This is a genomic window from Ferroacidibacillus organovorans (genome assembly GCF_001642725.1).
In the GTDB taxonomy this organism is placed as follows: Bacteria; Bacillota; Bacilli; order Alicyclobacillales; family SLC66; genus Ferroacidibacillus; species Ferroacidibacillus organovorans.
In genome coordinates this window covers 1-18,397 of record NZ_LSUQ01000003.1, presented here as the reverse complement: position 1 = coordinate 18,397, position 18,397 = coordinate 1, and the positions used below count along the sequence as shown (strand labels likewise).

Here is an 18,397-nt window from a genome sequence, read left to right as displayed (position 1 = left end):
TGCCGCGACACAACCGCTCTTCGGCGTGTCACGACAACCTATTGTCACAGCTTTCACTCCACATGCCCTTCCGAAATTTTATGGAGAGCGTTGCGGAATACCTCAAAAGGTTGCGCCCCCACCACTTTATACGTGTCATTGATGATGAACGTCGGTGTTCCGGTCACACCCTGCTTTGCGCCTTCACGCTGTGCCTGCTCAAGTCTTGGCATATAGCGGAGATCCGCCAGTGCAGTTTTCAATTCATCAGGATCAAGGCCGCACTGACCCGCCATGGAGAGCAACACTTCCAATTTCCCGATATCTTCACACGCGCGAAAATACGCGTCAAAGATTCGCTGGTGGAAATCGTGGAACACACCCTTATCGCGCGCAAACTCACTGGCCATAAGCGCCAACCTCGAATTTGACAAAAGCTCCAAATTCCCAAAAGAGAGTCCCAACGCTTTCCCCGATGCCCTGAGCCTTCCCTGCATCTGCTCTAATGACGCAGCCGGAAATCGCTCCTCAAGCCGCACACCTTCTTTTGGCGTCTCGGGATGAATCTCATAGCTGACCCATTCATCTTCAATCTCGAATTCTTTTTTTAACGCTTCGACAATCCCGTTGCCGATGTGGCAAAACGGTCAGATGTAGTCCGAGTAGATCCTGAATTTAAATTTCATGTCGGCCTCCGCGCGTCGCTGTCTCTCATTCTTAATAGCCGACAACCTGATACCCATCTTCCACTAACCGAATGAGCGCTTCTCCGGCCGCCTCTCCATGTAAGCCTGCGCCAGATACTGCCTCCTCAACGCCAAATTGCTCCGCATTAAACGGGCAATACCCGCCGTGCACTTCTGCATCTCGGAGCATCGCGAGCGCCTCTGCCACTTTTGGACTAGGCTTACCGACCAGTGCCACGCCAGGCCCAAAGAAGTACACCTCCACATCTTGTCCGCGATTCTTCTTCAAACGACTGGCTAGTACGATACCAGAGAGCGCTTTTGCCTCTAGTTCTGGTCCTGCTGTAATCCAAAATGCCAACTTTGCCATGTCAATTCCCCCAGGATGAAATGATGTGCTACAAGTATACAGCAAATCCGCTCGCAACATCCCATTGCAACATGTTACCGCGATCCCTTCAGCGACTCGTTTCATGCGCAACACGCAATTTCTTTAAACGCACAAGAAACCGTGTCATCGTTAACACCGTGCCTGCGATCCCAATGATCACCCCCATTCGAAATGCAAAGGAAGACGCGTGTGCAAAGCCAGCGCTTGACTGCAAATCATTCCCCGATATTTGGAGAAACAATACGGTGAGCGCCACACCCACTACGCGGCCAAAGTTTCTGACTGTCGCGATCAAACTCCCGGTGAGTCCGGATTTTTCAATCGGTACACTCTCGAGGACAGACACATTATTGGGAGACGTGAAGAGCCCCATCCCGAGTCCAAACACGGACAGGGCAACCACAATGTCCGTGTAAGACGAAGCCGAATTTAAAAACGCCATGAGCGTTAATCCGAGTGTGCCGAGAAACAGTCCGATGGCTGCAGGCCAATTCGTGCCAAATCGATCCGCCAGCCAGCCTCCCACAGGTGAAAACAAAATCATGCTAATCGCCTGCGGCGTGAGTAAAAGACCAATGTGCACCGTGGGGATACGCAACACATCATGCATATAGAGTGGCAAAAGAAAGCCAGGGAACATGATCATCACATACGACAAGAAGCCTGTTAGATTTCCGAGGACAAATCTGGGCAATCGAAACAGCGACAATTCGATCACAGGACTCTTCGACGTTAACTCCTGCCATACAAAGGCTGACAGCATCGCGACGCTCAGAATGAACGCAGTCAAACTCCGAAGATTCATCCAGCCCCAGGTCTGTCCTTCAGAGATAAACAGCATGAGACTGACAATCCCCACAAAAAACAGGATCGAACCCATAACATCAAATCTTCGCGCGGGTCTATCGGAGCGAATCGGCATCATGACCAAAACGGAAGCGACAACCGATACGATCCCAATTGGAACATTCACCCAGAAAATCGAGCGCCACCCGTACGCCGCAATGAGCACGCCACCAACCGAAGGTCCGACGATCGTTCCCGCCGCCACAACGCTTCCAACAAGTCCAAGCGGTCGGCCGCGCTGACCGGCCGGAAAGATATAGGAGACAATCGACATGACGTTTCCCATGATGATCGAGCCGCCTATTGATTGGACGATGCGAAACAGGATGAGTTGCGTGATGCTGTCCGAGAACGCACAGAGCATCGATCCACCTGTAAAGATGACAACCCCTGTGATGAACACGAGCTTTCGGTTCATCCGATCGGATAGACTCCCGACAATCGGCAAAATCCCCGTGATCACCAGTAAATACGCAGAAATGACCCACTGCAAAACCTGTGGCCCTGCGTGAAATTCTCGCTCTAAGACAGGCAAGGCTACGTTCATCACGCTGCTATCCACATTCACCATGAACGTCCCCGTCACGGCGGTCGAAAACACAAGCCAGCGATACCAAGCCTTCTCTGAGTGGCGCATCTGCCACAAGCGCGGATGGATCATTACCTCGCCCCCACGATGCTGTTTATACAATTAACCTCAACCGTCATGAATCGACACAAGTTATACGACATGATACTGTGTAAAACAGTATACAGGAGCCGTCAACCTTGCGCAATCCATGTGTAATTTTCACTCACATGGACAAGTTAGGTCTAGCTTTCATTGCCTGACCCATAATCCGTTTGGCAATTTCATTCGAGGGGACATTGAAATGAGTGAAACCACCCGTCTTACCATTCTGCAATTGAACGACATTCACGCATACATTGACCTGCACAAAGAAATGTTCCTCGAGGATTCTGGCATTGCTCACTATCGAAATGTCGGAGGCTACGCCAGAATTGCCACGCTGATTCAAGCCGCGCGAGCGCAAAATCCAGACGGGGTGCTTGTCCTTGACAACGGTGACACGTTTCACGGCACCTACCCTGCAGTCGCAAGCAAAGGGGAAGCGCTCGTCCCGATTCTCAATGCACTTTTGATAGACGGAATGACAGCACACTGGGATTTCGCCTATGGTCCAAGCCAATTCCAAACATTGTCGGAGCGACTTCACTATCCCGTCCTTGCAAACAACTGTTACGCCAAAGAAAGCAATCAACGTGTCTTCCCATCCCATACCGTGATCGAGCGCGCTGGCCTAAAGATCGGTATCATCGGAATCGCCTGTCACATCATCGACAAGACGATGCCGCCCCACTTTTCTACTGGCATTCGATTTACGATGGGCAAGGATGAATTACCAGCCCAAATTGCTGCACTGCGAAATGAAGAGCAGGTCGATCTCGTCGTTGTCCTCTCTCACCTCGGATTTCCACTTGAGGCAGAGATGGCAGCCGAGATCGATGGCATTGATGTCTTACTGAGTGCCCACACGCACAACCGCCTCTATCATCCCGTCAGCATCAACGACACCATTCTCATCCAATCCGGTTGTCACGGTTCTTTTATGGGGCAGTTGGAGTTGGAGATAGAAGACGGCAAAATTCGCGATTATCGCCACACGCTCATCGAGGTGGCGCAGAGCATCCCGCCCGACCGCGAGGTGGCAGCTCTTGTAGAGCAGGCGCTTCTGCCGCATCAAGAAATGCTCCAAGCGATCGTGGGGCAGACGGAAACGGCGCTCCACCGCTACGCACAACTCGAGACGACGATGGACAATCTGCTGTTGGAATCAATCCTTGAGGTTGCCGAGACAGAGCTCGCGTTCTCGAATGGCTGGCGATACGGGGCGCCCATCCCGCCGGGGCCGATTACACTCAATGACCTGTGGAACATCATCCCCACCAATCCCCCTGTTTCAACCGTCGAGATCACGGGGCGGGAACTGATGGAAATGTTGGAAGAGAATTTAGAAAAGACGTTTGCCCGTAATCCGTACGGTCAGATGGGCGGTTATGTAAAACGCTGCCTTGGCATGAGAATGTTTATCAAAATTGAGAACCCAGCGGGAACGCGCATCCAGAATCTCTTTGTCAATGATCGGCCAGTCACCCTGGATCGCACATACCGTGCGGCGTTCGTGACGATGCAGGGCGTGCCTGAAAAATATGGAATAAACCGAAAAAACCTTACTTGTTCAGCGATTGACGCGATGCGCCAGTTTATTGAGCGACGCGGTGTGATTACTGTTTCACTGCGCGGAACCGTTCAGGTGGTATAGCGAGTCTCAGGATCGAGCTTTATCCACGAACGGATTGTACTTCGTTATCGTGCGACAAAAAGGTGCCAAATTTCGAAACGGTTCGAAACTGTGCGGAGAAGAGTCCATAGATGCCCACGATGAGCATAAACAAAACGCCAGTAGAACGCATGATCCACCCCGGAGCAATAACATTGCTCAATGTGTCATACCCCAAATTTGCCAATGACATGAATCCGCCAGCTAACACTAAGTAAAGGCTGGTCACTCGTCCTGTCATCTGTTTCACCGACATGTGCTGAATGTATCCAAGACTAAGCGTCATAAAAATCGCCTGCGATGCGCCTACCAAGATGATCGCCAGCATCGCCAGTACAGGCGTTTCGCTCAGTGCAAAAAGCGTTAAAGATGCACCGCTGATGACCGCTGTCATCCAGTACAATCCCCCTCGAAGCCGGACACCTTTTACACCCGCCAAAAGAAGCGTTCCAAAAATCGATCCAAGACCGATCGCACTCACAACCAAACCATAAAAGGCGGTCGAGCCATGCAGGGATGTTTTTACGAATTGAGGCAACATGCCCATATACGCCATTGTCAGGGCACAGTGAAACCCTACAAGCGACACCATGAGACCGATCGTGGGATTCTTGCGAACATAGATGAAGCCATCAAGGAACGGGGCAAAAATCGTACGCCTCCGCAAATCCTCGTCGGCCAGGCTCTCAATGTGCACGTTCGCGAGAAAAAAGACAAGTGTCCCGGCAAATGCATAAAAGAAGGTGGCTAGCAAGTAGGCCATGCCTGGGCCGAATAAGATCAGCAGAGGGCTTGCAAGCGCTGGTCCGACAAATTCGGTGCCCCTTTGTGCCACAGCCTGTAAGGACAACGCGTTGAATAACGTCTCTTGCGGCACAACGGACGGAACAAGAGAACTGAGCATGACGCTCAAGCCACTTGACGCAAATCCAAAGAGCAAGGACAAGATCACAAGCAAGGCAGGCGTCTCCAAATGGAATCGCGACAAAACGCTGAGCAAAACAGTGATCACAATTTCAATCCCACACGCTGAAACCATGAGTATCCTTCGATCCATGACGTCTGCCAATACACCGGCAATCGGCGCCCCCATAATGTTAGGAATGAGTGTCGCAAACATGACAGCGCCAGACCACGAAGAAGAGTGCGTGAGCGCGTAGGCTTGCCACGTGACCACCAGTGTAAACGTCCAAGAAGCAGAATTGGTCAGTGTCGTAAGCAACCATAGCCATCGATATTCGCGAAACGCAAAAGCATGAAAAAATGAGCGGATCAATCACATTCCTTCTTTCACAATCCTACGACTTACTGGATTCACCCGCTAAAACCCACTTTCCTGCGCGCAGGATGGGCACTCGCCGTCCGTCCATTGTCTCGCCATCGACATTTAAAATCGACATGCGCCATGCTATGATTCTATCCACGCTTCACAAGCTCTTCTGGATCCATATGCTGGCCATTTACGATTCTTGTGGGATACGCATTTCCAATCGCAAAATGACAGGAGGCATTCTCATCATAAAGCAGATTTTAAAAAAAGATACCCTGCTCTGCGACAGGAGACGTGATGGGAACCAAGGCAACCTCGCCAAAGAAGATGGGCATGAACAATGAGACTTGAATCCTGCACACTTTGTCATAAAGCAATGCGTCGATTCTGGCGCTCAACCGTCAACTCAAGTATCATAAAAATAAAATGAATCCAGAGGAGCGATCAGAATGTCGTCACCCATCAAACCTCCCTTTACAGAAGAAACCGCGCGCGCCAAAGTCAAAGCGGCAGAGAACGCCTGGAATACGCGCGACCCGGAAATCGTCGCTTTGGCGTATACGCCTGACTCTGAGTGGAGAAACCGCACCGAATTTTTTAAAGGGAGAGAGGCGATCAAAGAATTCCTGCGGCGCAAATGGGCCAAAGAACTCGACTACAAATTGATGAAAGAGCTTTGGTGTTATACCGACAATCGTATCTCCGTGCGCTTTGAATACGAGTGGCGTGACGCAGACACCGATCAGTGGATGCGCACTCACGGGAATGAGCACTGGGAATTCAACGACGAAGGACTTATGCAGCGCCGGGACATGAGCGCAAACGACTATCCCATTGATGAATCAGAGCGACGATATAGCTAGTTTCTGGGCCCTGTCTCTTTCACAATCCATCTTGATTCGATGTTCGCGTCACAGACTCAAGCATCTTGCATACCTCGATGTGATCCTCCACAAGAGATCACATCTCCTCGTTCATCCTGATTCTCCTTTGGCAATCCGCCACCAGCAGTCCCGCAAAACGTGATGCAGCGCACACCCGATCTTGCCCAATCTCGGTATGGTTTAAATGAAGCGCTAAACAAAGCACCATGAATTTCAGGGGTTGATCCCTGAGTCGCTAGGTTTCAGATCCCTGTTTAACCAGGAGGTTACGCGCTATGCGCATTCCAAACTTCAAATCTGAGGAAGGAAGCATCCTATACAAAAATACGGTTGGGCGACTGATCTCCCCGCGCGTTGCGCAAGTCATTCTATCCCGCATTGCCCCGTATGAAACATCGCCCACTCGTCGCAACGTGCTCGACCTCGGCTGCGGTCCAGGTGTGTTGAGCTTGTCCATCGCAGCACAGTACCCACAGCTTATGGTGACTGCCGTGGATTCATCCAACTCGATGATCGCCCTGGGACAAGAAGAGGCCGCCAAACAAAACCTCAGCAATATCGATTTTCGGACCATGGGCGCAGAAAAGATCGATCTTGAGCCTGAAGGGTATGATCTGGTTCTATGCAATCTCGCCTTTCCGTTTTTTTCGCATCCTTTTGACAGCATGCGCGAAGTGCATGAAGTTGTTCGACCTGGTGGAACGGTTTTTTTCACTGTGCCTGGAAGACGGACATGGGAAGAATTCTTCGATGTCACCACTCTCGTTCTCGGAGATATGGCCATGATGGCAAAACCCTTTCAAAGCAAATTCACACAGGCGGAGGTGTTGCCAAATGCCATGGCCGCAGCCGGTTTTGGAAAGCTCGAAGAAGTGCGAACCCGATTGCCCTTTCACTTTGAAAGCGGTCAGGCGGTACTGGATTTCTTCAGCGAATTGTTCCATTTGCTTGATTACGCGCCAGAAGACACCAAGGCGGAAATGATAAGCGCAATCGACCAGGGACACCCAAACGGGTTCACGATGCACTACGAGGTCGTACTCTTGTCGGCTCAGCGATCTCAGATGCCTGAAACATCGCCAGAATTGACACCCTCCCTGGTATGGTGAACCCCGTCACACTGAGGCGATTGAGCCATTCGCTTCGGATAGCATGATGGGAAACACATGCTCAGACAGGACTTCAAGCCAATTGGTTTCATCCGGTGTCAATGTGGTCATTGCCGTCTTCATCATTCCCAGACAGCGGATCAGCAGCATAAACCTCGCCTCCAACCGAAAACCATGTTTCTGAAACAAATCGCGAAGATCTGCGACAGTGAAGTGTTTACTTAACCCCTGCAGCCCTCGGGCCAGTTCTTCCGCATTCGATGTTGATTGCAGAAAACCGAGGTTCTGCAGGATTCTCACCACACCATCCATGTCTCGCAAATATGCGCGCTGCAACAGATCGCGAAAAGCAGCCCGCTCGTCAGAGGTATACTCTGCGACCATGCCAAAATCGAGCAAGGCCAGGTTTCCGTCAGGAAGTATGGCCAGATTTCCAGGATGCGGATCCAGATGGACAAAGCCCGTCACCAAGAGCTGTTTTACGTATGCACCCAGCAAGGCATCCCGAACAGCCTGCCGATCCACACGCCAAGCTTGAAGTTGTGCAGTGTCCCGGATACTTGTTCCTTCGATCCACTCCATCACCAACACGCGAGTTGTCGTGTAAGCTTCAAACGCCTTCGGAATCACGATCCGCTCATCACTCGCCAGCGTCTGCCGCAACCTCTTCATGTGTCCTGCCTCCGCGCGCATATCCATCTCCCGTGTGAGCGTCGCCGCAAACGCCTTGTGCAGCGCAATCAAATCCAGGCGATTGCGCACCGTAGAAATTCGGTCGGTAATGCGCGCAACGTGACGGAGCGTAGCGAGATCGACCGCTACAAGGCGCTCGATGTCAGGCCTTAGCACCTTGATGGCAGCGGTCTGTCCACTCGTGAACTTGGCATGGTGCACCTGTGCAACCGATCCCGACGCAACAGGAATCGGATCAATAGAATTGAAAATAGGATCCATCGGCTGTCGGCACGCTTCTAAAATGGCATCTCTCACATCGGAAAACGCGACAGACGGAACTTTGTCCTGAAGTTGTTGGAGTTCTTTTATAAATGCCTCCGGAAACAAATCCTCGCGAAGACTGAGAAATTGTCCCGCCTTAACCATCGCACCGTACAGGCCATTTGCCGTTTCCCTGATCTCACGTCCAGCCGCAGCAAAGTGTCTGTCAATTTCCCCCTGTGCACCCCCATGCTCCTGCAATCGTAGAATTTGCCTGTAGGTCTTATACAGGTGGATGGCCAGTTGAAGGATCTGCACCCTTCTACGCATCGCGCGAAGTGCCACGACTCACCGCCTCGCTCTCTTCTCTCTACCCATGAGAATTTCTTCTCTGCTGTGACGTTCCGCGAAGATAATTCTCCTATGCGGTCAGACTAACACATGTCGACTCAGCAGATTGTGCTTTGAGTCACACCCCCTATGCCTCCGCATTCGCCTGAGTTGAGGCTTTGACGCCACCTCATTCCAAAATGTCACTGTGTGATATGAATCACGATCCTGGTCCATCAGGTGACGTAAAATGCGAGTTGTGAAGTCAACTTTCTATTCAGGAGGGAATTACCCATGAGTGAGTTCCAAGCGACAGTCAATGCGACAGAATATCCTCCGCACCAGAAACACAAGGTGATCTTTGAAACATTCGACAGCCTGAAACCAGGAGAAGCGATGCTCCTGATCAATGACCACGATCCGCAACCGTTGCGTTATCAGTTTGAATTGGAACGCTCAGGAATATTCTCATGGGAGTACATTGAGCGCGGACCCGAGACCTTTCGCATTCACATCGGTCGTGTCGGCGCATGACAGCCAGCGTCGAGTGGCTGCCAGTAGGCCACGTGCCGCACGGCTATCGTCGTGTGTTTGTCATCAAGCAAAACCAGAAATTGCGGCATGTGATCAATTTAGCCCACATGCCGTATGAATGGGTGTTTCGCGTGAAAGAAATGGCTGGAGTCGAGGGTGTAGAGGATCCGGCGCTATGGTGGGGATTATCTGTGATTGTCTCGCTTGTAGCAAAAGGGACATTACTTGGCGCTGCGAATCTGGACACAGCAGACGACGGATATCTTCAGATCCGGCCACTAGAGCCGATGAAAGATGAGTTGATATCTCTAACCGCCTATCAGGAGGCGCTGCGGGTAGGCGTTTTTGTCTTCTCTTATTAGACGGTAGCGCGAAAGGGGATCACTGTGGCGAAAATAGATATCGTGAATGAGAAAACCATCCGGATCTCAGTTGAACTCGTGGATGCCGTGAAAATGGTTGATGAAGCCGCACGAGATATTCTGACGTACTCGTCGGACATTGTCACCATCTATGAGAAAATGCCCGCATTTGACTATACGAATTTCTGCTTTTACGCATACGACAGCGCTAAGCTGTTTGAATTCGTGCTCGGTATGGATCCGAGAAATTACAACTCGTTCTCTCTTGACGCGCCGGACGCCTTTTTCTATACGCTCTATGGCGGAATGGCAGCGCTGTACAATACCGCAAAACAAGAAGCGCAAAGTAAGCACCCTGCGTAATTCCAATAAGGAGGCATCAACATGGACCTGATGGATCTGTTGACGGTCGAACGTGGGGATGCACGCCTGACGATTGACGCCCGCGATGCGATTCGGAAGGGGTTTCATCCAAGACACGAAATTCTAAAACTGGTCGACGAGTCCCCTCGCGGAACACTGTGCGAAGTTTATGTGCCACACCGGACTGGCCCGCTCATTGCAGCCCTTGAAGGTCTGGGACTTCGCGTGGCGGTAGCAGAGGTTGAGCCTGGACACTGGCGGTTGCGCGTGATGAAGCTGTGAGCGTTAATTGAACGCCCTGCGCGGGCATCCGCGAGGCAATCACCAAACACATGAGTAACAGAATCCATGTTAGGGCTCATTGCGACTGTCGTCTCACCATCATTGAGAGTGTCATTTTCGCCTCTGGCCGGATGAGCCCGTTCAGCAATTCTTAGATTGTGTAAAACCACGCAGGAACCGAAGGTTGCAGCACCTCAGTCTAAGGAAGCCCCAGAGTGAATTAACTAAAGACCGGCTTCTTTTCATTCAAACCAAGCGTCTGCGCGGTTGTCGTTTGTATTTCTTGAAACAGCGCTACATTCTCTAAAAGCGAAACACCAAACGTTGGAATCATTTCTTTTATTTTGGATTCCCACGCTTTCATTTGCTCTGGGAAACACTTTTCTAATACCTCAAGCATGACGTAAACAGCCGTAGAGGCGCCAGGTGAAGCGCCGAGCAACGCCGCGATCGATCCATCTGAGGCACAAATCACTTCTGTGCCGAATTGAAGCGTACCTTTACCGCTGGTCTGCGTATCTTTGATCACTTGCACGCGCGTACCCGACTGTGCGATGTCCCAATCCTCGCTTTTGGCGGTCGGGATAAACTCGCGCAACAATTCCATACGCTGTTCATGCGATAACATTACCTGTTGAATCAGGTATTTCGTCAATGCCCTCTCTTTCACACCTGCCGCCAACATCGTAAAGACATTATTCGGTTTTACAGAGTCGATCAGATCAAAATTCGATCCTGTCTTTAAAAATTTTGGCGAGAAACCGGCAAACGGTCCAAACAGCAATGTCTCTTTATTGTCGATGTATCTTGTGTCAAGATGCGGAACAGACATTGGCGGAGCGCCAACCTTGGCCTTGCCATATACCTTCGCGTGATGACGTGCCACCACTTTGGGGTTATTACAAACCATAAAGAGTCCACTTACCGGGAATCCCCCAATGTGTTTTGATTCTGGAATACCCGTTTTTTGAAGCAGAAGCAGGCTGCTTCCTCCGCCGCCGATAAAAATGAATTTTGCAGAATGGCAATCATTTTTACCACTGCCGAGATCACTCACCTTTACTTCCCACGACCCGTCGTCAGTGCGTTTTATGTCGTCAACACGATGCCTATAATTTATCTCTACACCCTTGTCTTTCAAATGATCAAACATCATGCGCGTTAAAGCGCCGAAATTGACATCCGTTCCAGAGTCCATTTTAGTTGCCGCAATCGGTTCTTTCGATGAACGGCCTTCCATGATAAGCGGAATCCAATCCTTCAGTTTCTCCGGGTCATCGGAAAATTCCATCCCTTGAAACAACGGATTGCCAGACAGTGCCTCAAACCGTTTTTTCAAAAATGCTACATCGCTCTCCGTTTGTACCAAACTCATATGAGGAATGGGTCTGATAAAGTCACGCGGGTTACGAATCAAATTGCATTTTACAAGATGCGACCAAAACTGTCTTGAAAGCTGAAACTGTTCATTAATTTTTATCGCTTTACTTATATCGATCGATCCATCGGAATCTTCAGGGGTATAATTGAGTTCACACAATGCCGAGTGTCCAGTACCTGCGTTGTTCCATTCGTTTGAGCTCTCTTCTCCCGCGTCGTCGAGTTTCTCAAACACCTTGATGGTCCAATCCGGCGCCAATTCTTTTAGCAGTGATCCCAACGTCGCGCTCATGATTCCGGCACCGATTAAGATGACGTCTGTTTTCTTCTGTGAGTTGTTCATCATAACCATCCTTATACTCTAATGATTGGAAAAAGAGTCAGCACGGCTTCCTTATTCAAGGTTTCTGTCCAAAACTGTATTAGAAAAACAAAACCATCTGTTTCAATTATACGCCGATCCCATTGCGTAGTCCACGTCCCATTCCGTCAAAATAAGGCCTCGCAAGGAAGATGAATTCTCGCTGCGATGGACGAGTCGCCCCTCTTTAACCTGCATGATCGTGAGTGAACAGACACTTTTATTCACAGAGCCCCGTGCTGGTCTTAATCATCCGTGACTCGATTTTGTTGCAACACGTCACGAAGCACCGTCGCATTGTTCCTGTCTACATCTTTTGCACTAAACACCAGGGTCAAAGCACCTGCAGCAGCAGCCTCGCGCAACGTTTTGATGCACGCGGCGGCCTCGGGACGATCGACCAGTTCCACGCAGTATCGCTCGACAAACGCTTCCCAGCGTGATGAATCGTGGTGAAACCACTTCCGTAGTTCGTGACTCGGAGCGACATCCTTCATCCACACATCGATTCGGGCAGTCTCTTTCGTCAGTCCCCGCGGCCAAAGCCTGTCCACCAGAATCCTCTGTCCATCCTCCTCAGCGGGTGCTTCATAGACTCGTTTCAAATGAATACCCATCGACATCCTCCTCAGGCATGCGTTTTTTATGATTGAAACGTTTTTTTGCCTGTACCAACTGAGCTTGTGTCTGATCATGATTTTAACGCATAACAGCTCTTGCACATGATGAATTGTAAATTTCATTGCCCATAAGTTTCATTTCACAGCCTCCGATGAATCACTCTGCATAGAATGATACCATCCGTTTAAGTTTATCTGCTCGCTTTTGACATAAGATCATGCATTTCCATTGTCTGACCACCCCGGCATCAAAAAACCAGCCCTGCCTGATCTTTAGCTCCATTTTTGTTTATCACATCGATATTCAAAAGGTGGCTCGCTAAGCGATCGTAATCTTATCAGCTATTTTTGTATCCGTACCGCAAAAGCAGCGGCAGCAGCAATGCCGCCCACCAGCAATGTTTGAATTGCACTCTTGAATTGATTGACCCCTGCGAATCTGCCTCTCACAAATTCGAAAATAAACAAGGCTATCAATGTAATTATCACGGAAATCACGAGGACCGTATTGGCAGGGAGATATCCGCCCAATCCTATGGGAGTACAGCCTGCGACTATTTCGGACATCCCAGGAATCACTACTTAAAGAAGTTTGAGATACCGTTCCTGATAAGCCGGCAGCTAATGCGAACGGAACCATAAATTCAGCTACACCGATTCTCAATATACTTTACACACGATTACAGCATTCCCTTGTGAATAGATAAATTCCTAGTCGGTCATACTGATTTACGGAGGCGATTTCAAAATGGATGTATCTTTTCTTCAAGAAGAACTAAAACGTTGGGGAGAATTGATCATAACTGTTGGTGGGTCTACCTTTGAGATTCACGGAGGGGATAATGTACAATTCGACATTCAAAAGAACATCATCAAGTTTAGTGCACCTGATGCCCAATACATCCTAAATGCCAACAGCATAGCAGTTGTAAAAATGCACTTAGGTCATATTGCTCAATAAGGGCAATCAACCGATACAAAGAGCCCACAGCGCCATGGGGTCAGACCAGTCCCCCCACGTCGCTGTGGGCTCTTTCTATTCTCCGTATGTCGTTAATCTGCCCGCTAACGCAGCAATCGTCCAGTTGAAGGATATACAGTGTGATTGAGACAACCGAAAGTGTTTCTCTATGTGTGTCAGCATATCATCTTTTTATTTGATTTGCTCCGCCAACTCCAAAATAATTCCCTCTGGTCCACGAACGTAGCATAACTTATAACTTTCTTCATATTGCTGTATCTCACTAAAGATTTCCGTGCCCTTCTTTTTCAATTTGGCAACAATGGCTTCAATATCTTCAACAGCAAATGCAATATGTCGGATACCCAGCGTATTTGCAAAGGGTATCTGAATATCTTGTTCATCTGATGGCGTGTAAAATTTGACTAGCTCTATCCATGCCTGACCATCTGGCGTTCGCAATCCAACACATGCCGTTTTAACGTCAGTAAGTCCAATTACCCGACCCAACCACTCTCCTTCCATTTCCCATTCCCCATGCACTTCAAGTCCCAAATCGAGAAAAAATGCTTTAGCTGCTGAAAGATCATTTACGTTTACACTCACATGATCGATTCGATGGATTTTCATGTCCCATACCTCCTTGTGGATCAAGCGCTCTTCGCATGCTGATTCGCTTAAAAAACGGTTCATAAACGGAAGCATGATTCAGCAAACCTATCACGAATTCTTGACCGTTAATACAATAGTAAACTGGGAACACCTTCCCTTAAATTATACGTTGACTGACCACATCGATCTACCTGCGCACCTCGGCATCAAAAAACCCAGCCCCCGCCTGATCTTTAGCACCATCTTTGTTTATCACATTGATATTCAAAAGGTGGCTCGCTAAGCGATCGTATACATAACCTAATTTTTCCATGGAGGTTATGCGGTCAGTTTTCAGTGTAGATCGACAGTGCAACGGTTTGTAGCGCAAAATACGCTCACAGTTGAGGACAGCGCTTCCTCATCCGAGACGATCGACATGAACAGCAGCGGTTCGAGCTTCAGCCTCGATCAGCTCAATCCGGGAGTGTCCGAGATCGGCTACATCGACTTTGGCATCCCGCCGGGGCTGAAGAACCTGAAGCTTAAGGTCGACGGCAGCTACCCGATCAGTTTCAGCTCCGTGGACTTCTCGCAGCCAAACCTGCAGTCGGAGGACACATAGAGATAAACCACCACCCCATTCGGCTCTTCTACAGTCAGTCCGTAGAATCCAGCAATTTGCTCATCGAGCACAGCGACAAAGACTTCACATGACCGTATGTGTAACCAATGGTTATCGTAAGTTCCTCACGACACTTCTCCATAAACGATTCATCATAGCCCCAAACAGCTTTTGATGCTAATACGATCGAAGTCAACGTGCTGGCTTCATCCCTTGTAGCTCTCCGTATCGTTACATCCATTCTTGCTACTCCCATCGATGTCACTGAAGAAATATCACATTTCTCATTATATCTCCATAAAAAAGAAAGCATGTTACTGAACACTTATGTCCGTTGATCAGTAAAGATTACGGGTCTTGTACCTCAAATGAACTAACCCATTGGATGTCTCCCTGAAAAAGTGACGTAAGCGTTCTTTGAATCACAATTGGCAACACATCATGGCTCACAAGATTCTCTTCATTATTCATAATCCGACCGACGAAGCGAATGAATTCTTGCGCCAGCAACACCCTATTCCGGCACCATACCATAAGCGATCATTATCGTAGGATCTGTAAGAGTACTGAATTCTTACCCATGATTACTGGCGTCGATGGCTAACGGCCTGGTCGTATTCCTTCGCAAAGGCATCGTATTGACCCATTGATTCTTCCTCCAGCTCGCAGAGGTCCGGTTCCATTTTATTCAAAATTCCTGCTATAACAAAACACCCGATCTAATTCAGGATTACTGCCCTTGAGCGCCAAAAAGGCAACAACGATGCGCCGGATCATCATGCAATGCACTGGCACCGTTATACAGCTAATGCACCCGCTGAATAAACGTCGATCTCATTTTCCGCCCGAGATAAATTTGGTTTATTGAGGTTTCAGAGGGGAGTGCTAGGTGGAAAACAGCCGTTCTCCCGAACGGAGGAAGGGGGCTTGAATTCAAAGTCGAATTAACCGGACTTGTTACCCGGTCGGAATTTTTTTGATACATAATTCCAGATTGGTAGATAAACATTAGATTTGCTTTCAGGGAAAATCATCGTGATGGTTTGGTTTGTGTTAAGGCTTATATACATCTCCGAGTACTGAATTCCACCGTATCCGAGCTTTGTAACTAAGGTGTCAACTATCCATTTATTCGGAACAACAGTGTAGCTCTCCGAAATAAATCTTTGTTGTCTACGTTTATTGGGAATATTCCCCTTGAATGCGGCAACCATCTTTTTGAAGTTGTATCCATTCCCGCTGCCCATGACCGCATTGGGAGTCCCTACAGCTACAAGCATCACATCTGATTTAGCTACGCCTAAACCATAACCGTTGTGAAATGAAGCCATGCCGGAAGGGGTAGTGAAGTATCTCCCATCCCCATCATTCGAACGAGGACCCGTCTTCCAAGTAGATGGATACTCAACCGAGAAACCAAAACGATCATTCGTGTAGGTTTTCCATGTTCCTGCCTGATTAATGGTGTTTGTTGATGTACTTCCACTCGTTGTAGTGTTAACAGTACCACAGCCCGCAAGAACTCCGACAGTACTCAATGCCACTCCCGCTACTGCAAATTGCTTATATCGCTTCATTTATGAAGCATCCTCCTTCTTGTACATCTAATTGGAAGACATCACACCACACTTAATTCCATTCCAACTTGTGGAGTGGCTTTATGTACAAAAGAAAAATCACTCTTGATGATTACTGCCTGTCAATACATTCGCGAACTGGAAACACCTTCCCCTAAATTATACGTTGACTGACCACATCAATCTACCTGCGCATCTCGGCATCAAAAAACCTAGCCTCCATCAGGGAGATTTAGTTTCACCACATCGGGGTGGTACTGGTTTTGCGAGGTGAGCGGACACGAATGCCACAAACGCGGCGGGGACAAGAAGGTCACCTGCCCCAGTTGTTCTGGCACGGACAGGGACTAATGCGTCTCTGCGCTGAACATCCGCCTGACGCCGACCTTCGACGGTCATCGCATTCTGCCTCTCGCGAGGTTGCCGTACGCCACAGCGTTTTTCCGGTGGCTTCGAAACAAAAAAAGGATTGGGGTCATGATTTTGAGCCGCACGACAGAATTTGTACTCGGACTCATAGGCGGTATTTTCGGTTTCGGCGGTACGTTTTTCGCACTGGCGTTCGGCGCAGTCGACAAGGCCGTATCGGACTCGGCGCCGCAGCGTTCGTTTTCGCGGCCATGGCAATCGTCGTCGCAATCGTCGTCGCAATCGTCGTCGCAATCGTCGGCGCAATCGTCGGCGCGATCGTCGTCAAGTTCAAGGCGAAACTTGGAGGGTTGCTACTGCTCATCAGCGGCATCGGAATCATCATCTCGATCAGCCTATTCGGTGTGCTTCCCGCTCTCCTGCTGGTCTCGCAGGTCTGATGAGGCTCCTTCGCAAGGGAGCGAAAACGTCGTCGCCAAGCGTATCGGCGTAAGCTTGGCCCAGTCCGCCGGAGACATCGCGTATGGACTGAGCGACACTGCCAAAGGCACCCACTCCATCGTCCAGTAACGATGACGTACACGGGGAACTCGTCGCACACGATGCACTCGTCGCAGTTCACCATCCCCGACTCGAGCGGCGACTCACAGGTGCTAAAAAACCTGAAGCTTCAATTCGATGGCAGTTACCCGATCAGCTTCAGTTCGACGGACTTCTCACTGCCCAACCCGCAACCGGGATATTGATACTGATTCCAATTCAGGGGGATTACCTGGACGCCATGGGAATATCGGATAATCCCACTTTATCCAGTCGAGAGAAGGACCTTCTTGCAGTTTCGTGCCCGTTAGTTCAACGATGGACCGCATGCTGAACGTTTCACCCCGGGTTATTGAGGAGGTCTGTTCGCCTATTTTGACTTACCTTATCGCGAGAGGCCGTTCAGGTTGAACGGTGCAACTACTTTACCAAGTCGTAACGGGCCGCGATAACGCCTGCCTTGAGCGTCCGGCTGGACAGCAATTTGAGCCTGATTTTCTCGCCGCCGCCGTCAAAAACCGATTTTCCGCCACCCAAGACGACCGGACAAATCGTCAGAAGGAATTCGTCGATCAGGCCGAGCTGAAGCAGCGTCTTCGCCGCCCCCGGGCTGCCAAAGATGACGAGATTCTTGCCTGGCTGTTCCTTGAGTGCATTGATTTCCTTTGCGATATTGTCCTTGATCAGCATCGTATTATTCCATTCCGCATCGTCCATCGTGCCGGAAATGACGATTTTCTTTACATCCTGCAGCCAATTGGCATGATCCATACTGTGCTTCGACGCATTTGGATTGTCCAGCACCGTGGGCCAATAGCTCTCCATTAACCGATATGTTGTGCGTCCGTAAACTGGAGAGCCGACTTGGGCTACGACCTCCTCGGCATATTTCTCGAATTCCTCGTTGTACGGAATCCAATCCAATCCTCCGTTCGAATCCGACGCATACCCGTCAAGCGAGACATGCATGAACAATACGAGTTTCCTCATTGTGTTTGATAACTTAATAGTTGACCACGTGGGCGTTCTTTGACAACTGAAAAGTTGACCACCCCAAAA

General features: G+C 49.5%; 22 protein-coding genes. 11 read left to right on the top strand and 11 right to left on the bottom strand.

Features of this window, described 5'->3' with window-relative positions:
• Positions 1 to 53: 53 nt before the first annotated feature.
• The 3 genes from AYW79_RS01395 to AYW79_RS01385 all read right to left on the bottom strand — a co-directional run bounded on the left by AYW79_RS01395 (position 54) and on the right by AYW79_RS01385 (position 2,563).
• Positions 54 to 614 carry a DsbA family oxidoreductase gene (locus AYW79_RS01395; RefSeq protein WP_079291668.1) on the bottom strand — a complete coding sequence of 187 codons (561 nt, stop codon included), beginning with the start codon at positions 612 to 614 and terminating at the stop codon, positions 54 to 56.
• Positions 615 to 696: 82 nt separating this feature from the next.
• Positions 697 to 1,035, bottom strand: a complete 339-nt coding sequence (locus AYW79_RS01390) for a DsrE family protein (protein WP_067560780.1) — start codon at positions 1,033 to 1,035, stop codon at positions 697 to 699.
• A gap of 88 nt (positions 1,036 to 1,123) precedes the next feature.
• On the bottom strand, positions 1,124 to 2,563 hold the full coding sequence (locus AYW79_RS01385; protein WP_067560778.1) for a DHA2 family efflux MFS transporter permease subunit: 1,440 nt from the start codon (positions 2,561 to 2,563) through the stop codon (positions 1,124 to 1,126).
• A gap of 211 nt (positions 2,564 to 2,774) precedes the next feature.
• Here AYW79_RS01385 and AYW79_RS01380 point away from each other — a divergent pair, with 211 nt between their 5' ends.
• The gene (locus tag AYW79_RS01380) at positions 2,775 to 4,226 is read left to right on the top strand and encodes a bifunctional metallophosphatase/5'-nucleotidase (protein WP_067560777.1); all 1,452 of its coding nucleotides are present in this window, start codon (positions 2,775 to 2,777) and stop codon (positions 4,224 to 4,226) included.
• Between the two features lie 19 nt (positions 4,227 to 4,245).
• Here AYW79_RS01380 and AYW79_RS01375 read toward each other — a convergent pair whose 3' ends face one another.
• Entirely contained in the window at positions 4,246 to 5,520 is a 1,275-nt protein-coding gene (locus AYW79_RS01375) for an MFS transporter (RefSeq protein ID WP_067560775.1), read from the bottom strand.
• Between AYW79_RS01375 and AYW79_RS16450 the strand changes: the two genes are divergently transcribed.
• From AYW79_RS16450 to AYW79_RS01360, 3 genes are all read left to right on the top strand, one after another.
• Entirely contained in the window at positions 5,508 to 5,858 is a 351-nt protein-coding gene (locus tag AYW79_RS16450) for a hypothetical protein (protein WP_231877769.1), read from the top strand. The genes AYW79_RS01375 and AYW79_RS16450 overlap by 13 nt on opposite strands.
• A 105-nt stretch (positions 5,859 to 5,963) precedes the next feature.
• A complete protein-coding gene (locus AYW79_RS01365; RefSeq protein WP_067560772.1) occupies positions 5,964 to 6,377 on the top strand; it encodes a nuclear transport factor 2 family protein in 414 nt (137 codons plus the stop codon).
• 296 nt (positions 6,378 to 6,673) lie between these two features.
• Positions 6,674 to 7,507 carry a class I SAM-dependent methyltransferase gene (locus AYW79_RS01360; protein ID WP_067560771.1) on the top strand — a complete coding sequence of 278 codons (834 nt, stop codon included), beginning with the start codon at positions 6,674 to 6,676 and terminating at the stop codon, positions 7,505 to 7,507.
• 6 nt (positions 7,508 to 7,513) lie between these two features.
• On the opposite strand, the gene AYW79_RS01355 is transcribed toward AYW79_RS01360, so the two are convergent.
• The gene (locus AYW79_RS01355) at positions 7,514 to 8,788 is read right to left on the bottom strand and encodes an ABC1 kinase family protein (protein WP_067560769.1); all 1,275 of its coding nucleotides are present in this window, start codon (positions 8,786 to 8,788) and stop codon (positions 7,514 to 7,516) included.
• Positions 8,789 to 9,067: 279 nt separating this feature from the next.
• Between AYW79_RS01355 and AYW79_RS01350 the strand changes: the two genes are divergently transcribed.
• From AYW79_RS01350 to AYW79_RS01335, 4 genes are read left to right on the top strand one after another with little or no spacing between them, the layout of a single operon-like run.
• Positions 9,068 to 9,307, top strand: a complete 240-nt coding sequence (locus AYW79_RS01350) for a DUF2249 domain-containing protein (protein ID WP_067560768.1) — start codon at positions 9,068 to 9,070, stop codon at positions 9,305 to 9,307.
• Positions 9,304 to 9,669 (top strand): hypothetical protein, encoded by a 366-nt coding sequence (locus AYW79_RS01345; RefSeq protein WP_067560766.1) that lies wholly within the window; start codon positions 9,304 to 9,306, stop codon positions 9,667 to 9,669. The genes AYW79_RS01350 and AYW79_RS01345 overlap by 4 nt, the downstream gene beginning before the upstream one ends.
• Before the next feature lie 24 nt (positions 9,670 to 9,693).
• Positions 9,694 to 10,032, top strand: coding sequence for a hypothetical protein (locus AYW79_RS01340; protein ID WP_067560764.1), 339 nt, complete (start codon positions 9,694 to 9,696; stop codon positions 10,030 to 10,032).
• Positions 10,033 to 10,053: 21 nt separating this feature from the next.
• Entirely contained in the window at positions 10,054 to 10,314 is a 261-nt protein-coding gene (locus AYW79_RS01335) for a DUF2249 domain-containing protein (protein WP_067560763.1), read from the top strand.
• Between the two features lie 220 nt (positions 10,315 to 10,534).
• On the opposite strand, the gene mqo is transcribed toward AYW79_RS01335, so the two are convergent.
• The 3 genes from mqo to AYW79_RS01320 form a co-directional block, all read right to left on the bottom strand.
• Positions 10,535 to 12,037 carry a malate dehydrogenase (quinone) gene (gene mqo, locus AYW79_RS01330; RefSeq protein ID WP_067560761.1) on the bottom strand — a complete coding sequence of 501 codons (1,503 nt, stop codon included), beginning with the start codon at positions 12,035 to 12,037 and terminating at the stop codon, positions 10,535 to 10,537.
• Between the two features lie 263 nt (positions 12,038 to 12,300).
• Complete coding sequence (locus AYW79_RS01325; RefSeq protein ID WP_067560759.1) at positions 12,301 to 12,672, bottom strand: DUF488 domain-containing protein; 372 nt, start codon at positions 12,670 to 12,672, stop codon at positions 12,301 to 12,303.
• Between the two features lie 345 nt (positions 12,673 to 13,017).
• The gene (locus tag AYW79_RS01320) at positions 13,018 to 13,242 is read right to left on the bottom strand and encodes a VIT1/CCC1 transporter family protein (protein WP_067952787.1); all 225 of its coding nucleotides are present in this window, start codon (positions 13,240 to 13,242) and stop codon (positions 13,018 to 13,020) included.
• 181 nt (positions 13,243 to 13,423) lie between these two features.
• Between AYW79_RS01320 and AYW79_RS01315 the strand changes: the two genes are divergently transcribed.
• Positions 13,424 to 13,636 carry a hypothetical protein gene (locus AYW79_RS01315; RefSeq protein ID WP_067560755.1) on the top strand — a complete coding sequence of 71 codons (213 nt, stop codon included), beginning with the start codon at positions 13,424 to 13,426 and terminating at the stop codon, positions 13,634 to 13,636.
• Positions 13,637 to 13,828: 192 nt separating this feature from the next.
• Here the strand turns inward: AYW79_RS01315 and AYW79_RS01310 are convergent, their stop codons facing one another.
• Positions 13,829 to 14,266: a VOC family protein gene (locus tag AYW79_RS01310; protein ID WP_067560753.1), complete on the bottom strand. Its 438-nt coding sequence runs from the start codon at positions 14,264 to 14,266 to the stop codon at positions 13,829 to 13,831.
• A 400-nt stretch (positions 14,267 to 14,666) separates the two neighbouring features.
• Between AYW79_RS01310 and AYW79_RS01300 the strand changes: the two genes are divergently transcribed.
• Entirely contained in the window at positions 14,667 to 14,852 is a 186-nt protein-coding gene (locus tag AYW79_RS01300; protein ID WP_143216255.1) for a DUF4352 domain-containing protein, read from the top strand.
• Between the two features lie 944 nt (positions 14,853 to 15,796).
• Here the strand turns inward: AYW79_RS01300 and AYW79_RS01295 are convergent.
• Positions 15,797 to 16,429 carry a hypothetical protein gene (locus AYW79_RS01295; RefSeq protein WP_067560747.1) on the bottom strand — a complete coding sequence of 211 codons (633 nt, stop codon included), beginning with the start codon at positions 16,427 to 16,429 and terminating at the stop codon, positions 15,797 to 15,799.
• A gap of 263 nt (positions 16,430 to 16,692) precedes the next feature.
• On the opposite strand from AYW79_RS01295, the gene AYW79_RS16020 reads away from it, so the two are divergent.
• On the top strand, positions 16,693 to 17,238 hold the full coding sequence (locus AYW79_RS16020) for a hypothetical protein (RefSeq protein WP_231877768.1): 546 nt from the start codon (positions 16,693 to 16,695) through the stop codon (positions 17,236 to 17,238).
• A gap of 520 nt (positions 17,239 to 17,758) precedes the next feature.
• Here the strand turns inward: AYW79_RS16020 and AYW79_RS01285 are convergent.
• Positions 17,759 to 18,328, bottom strand: coding sequence for a dihydrofolate reductase family protein (locus AYW79_RS01285; RefSeq protein WP_067560944.1), 570 nt, complete (start codon positions 18,326 to 18,328; stop codon positions 17,759 to 17,761).
• Positions 18,329 to 18,397: the final 69 nt, after the last annotated feature.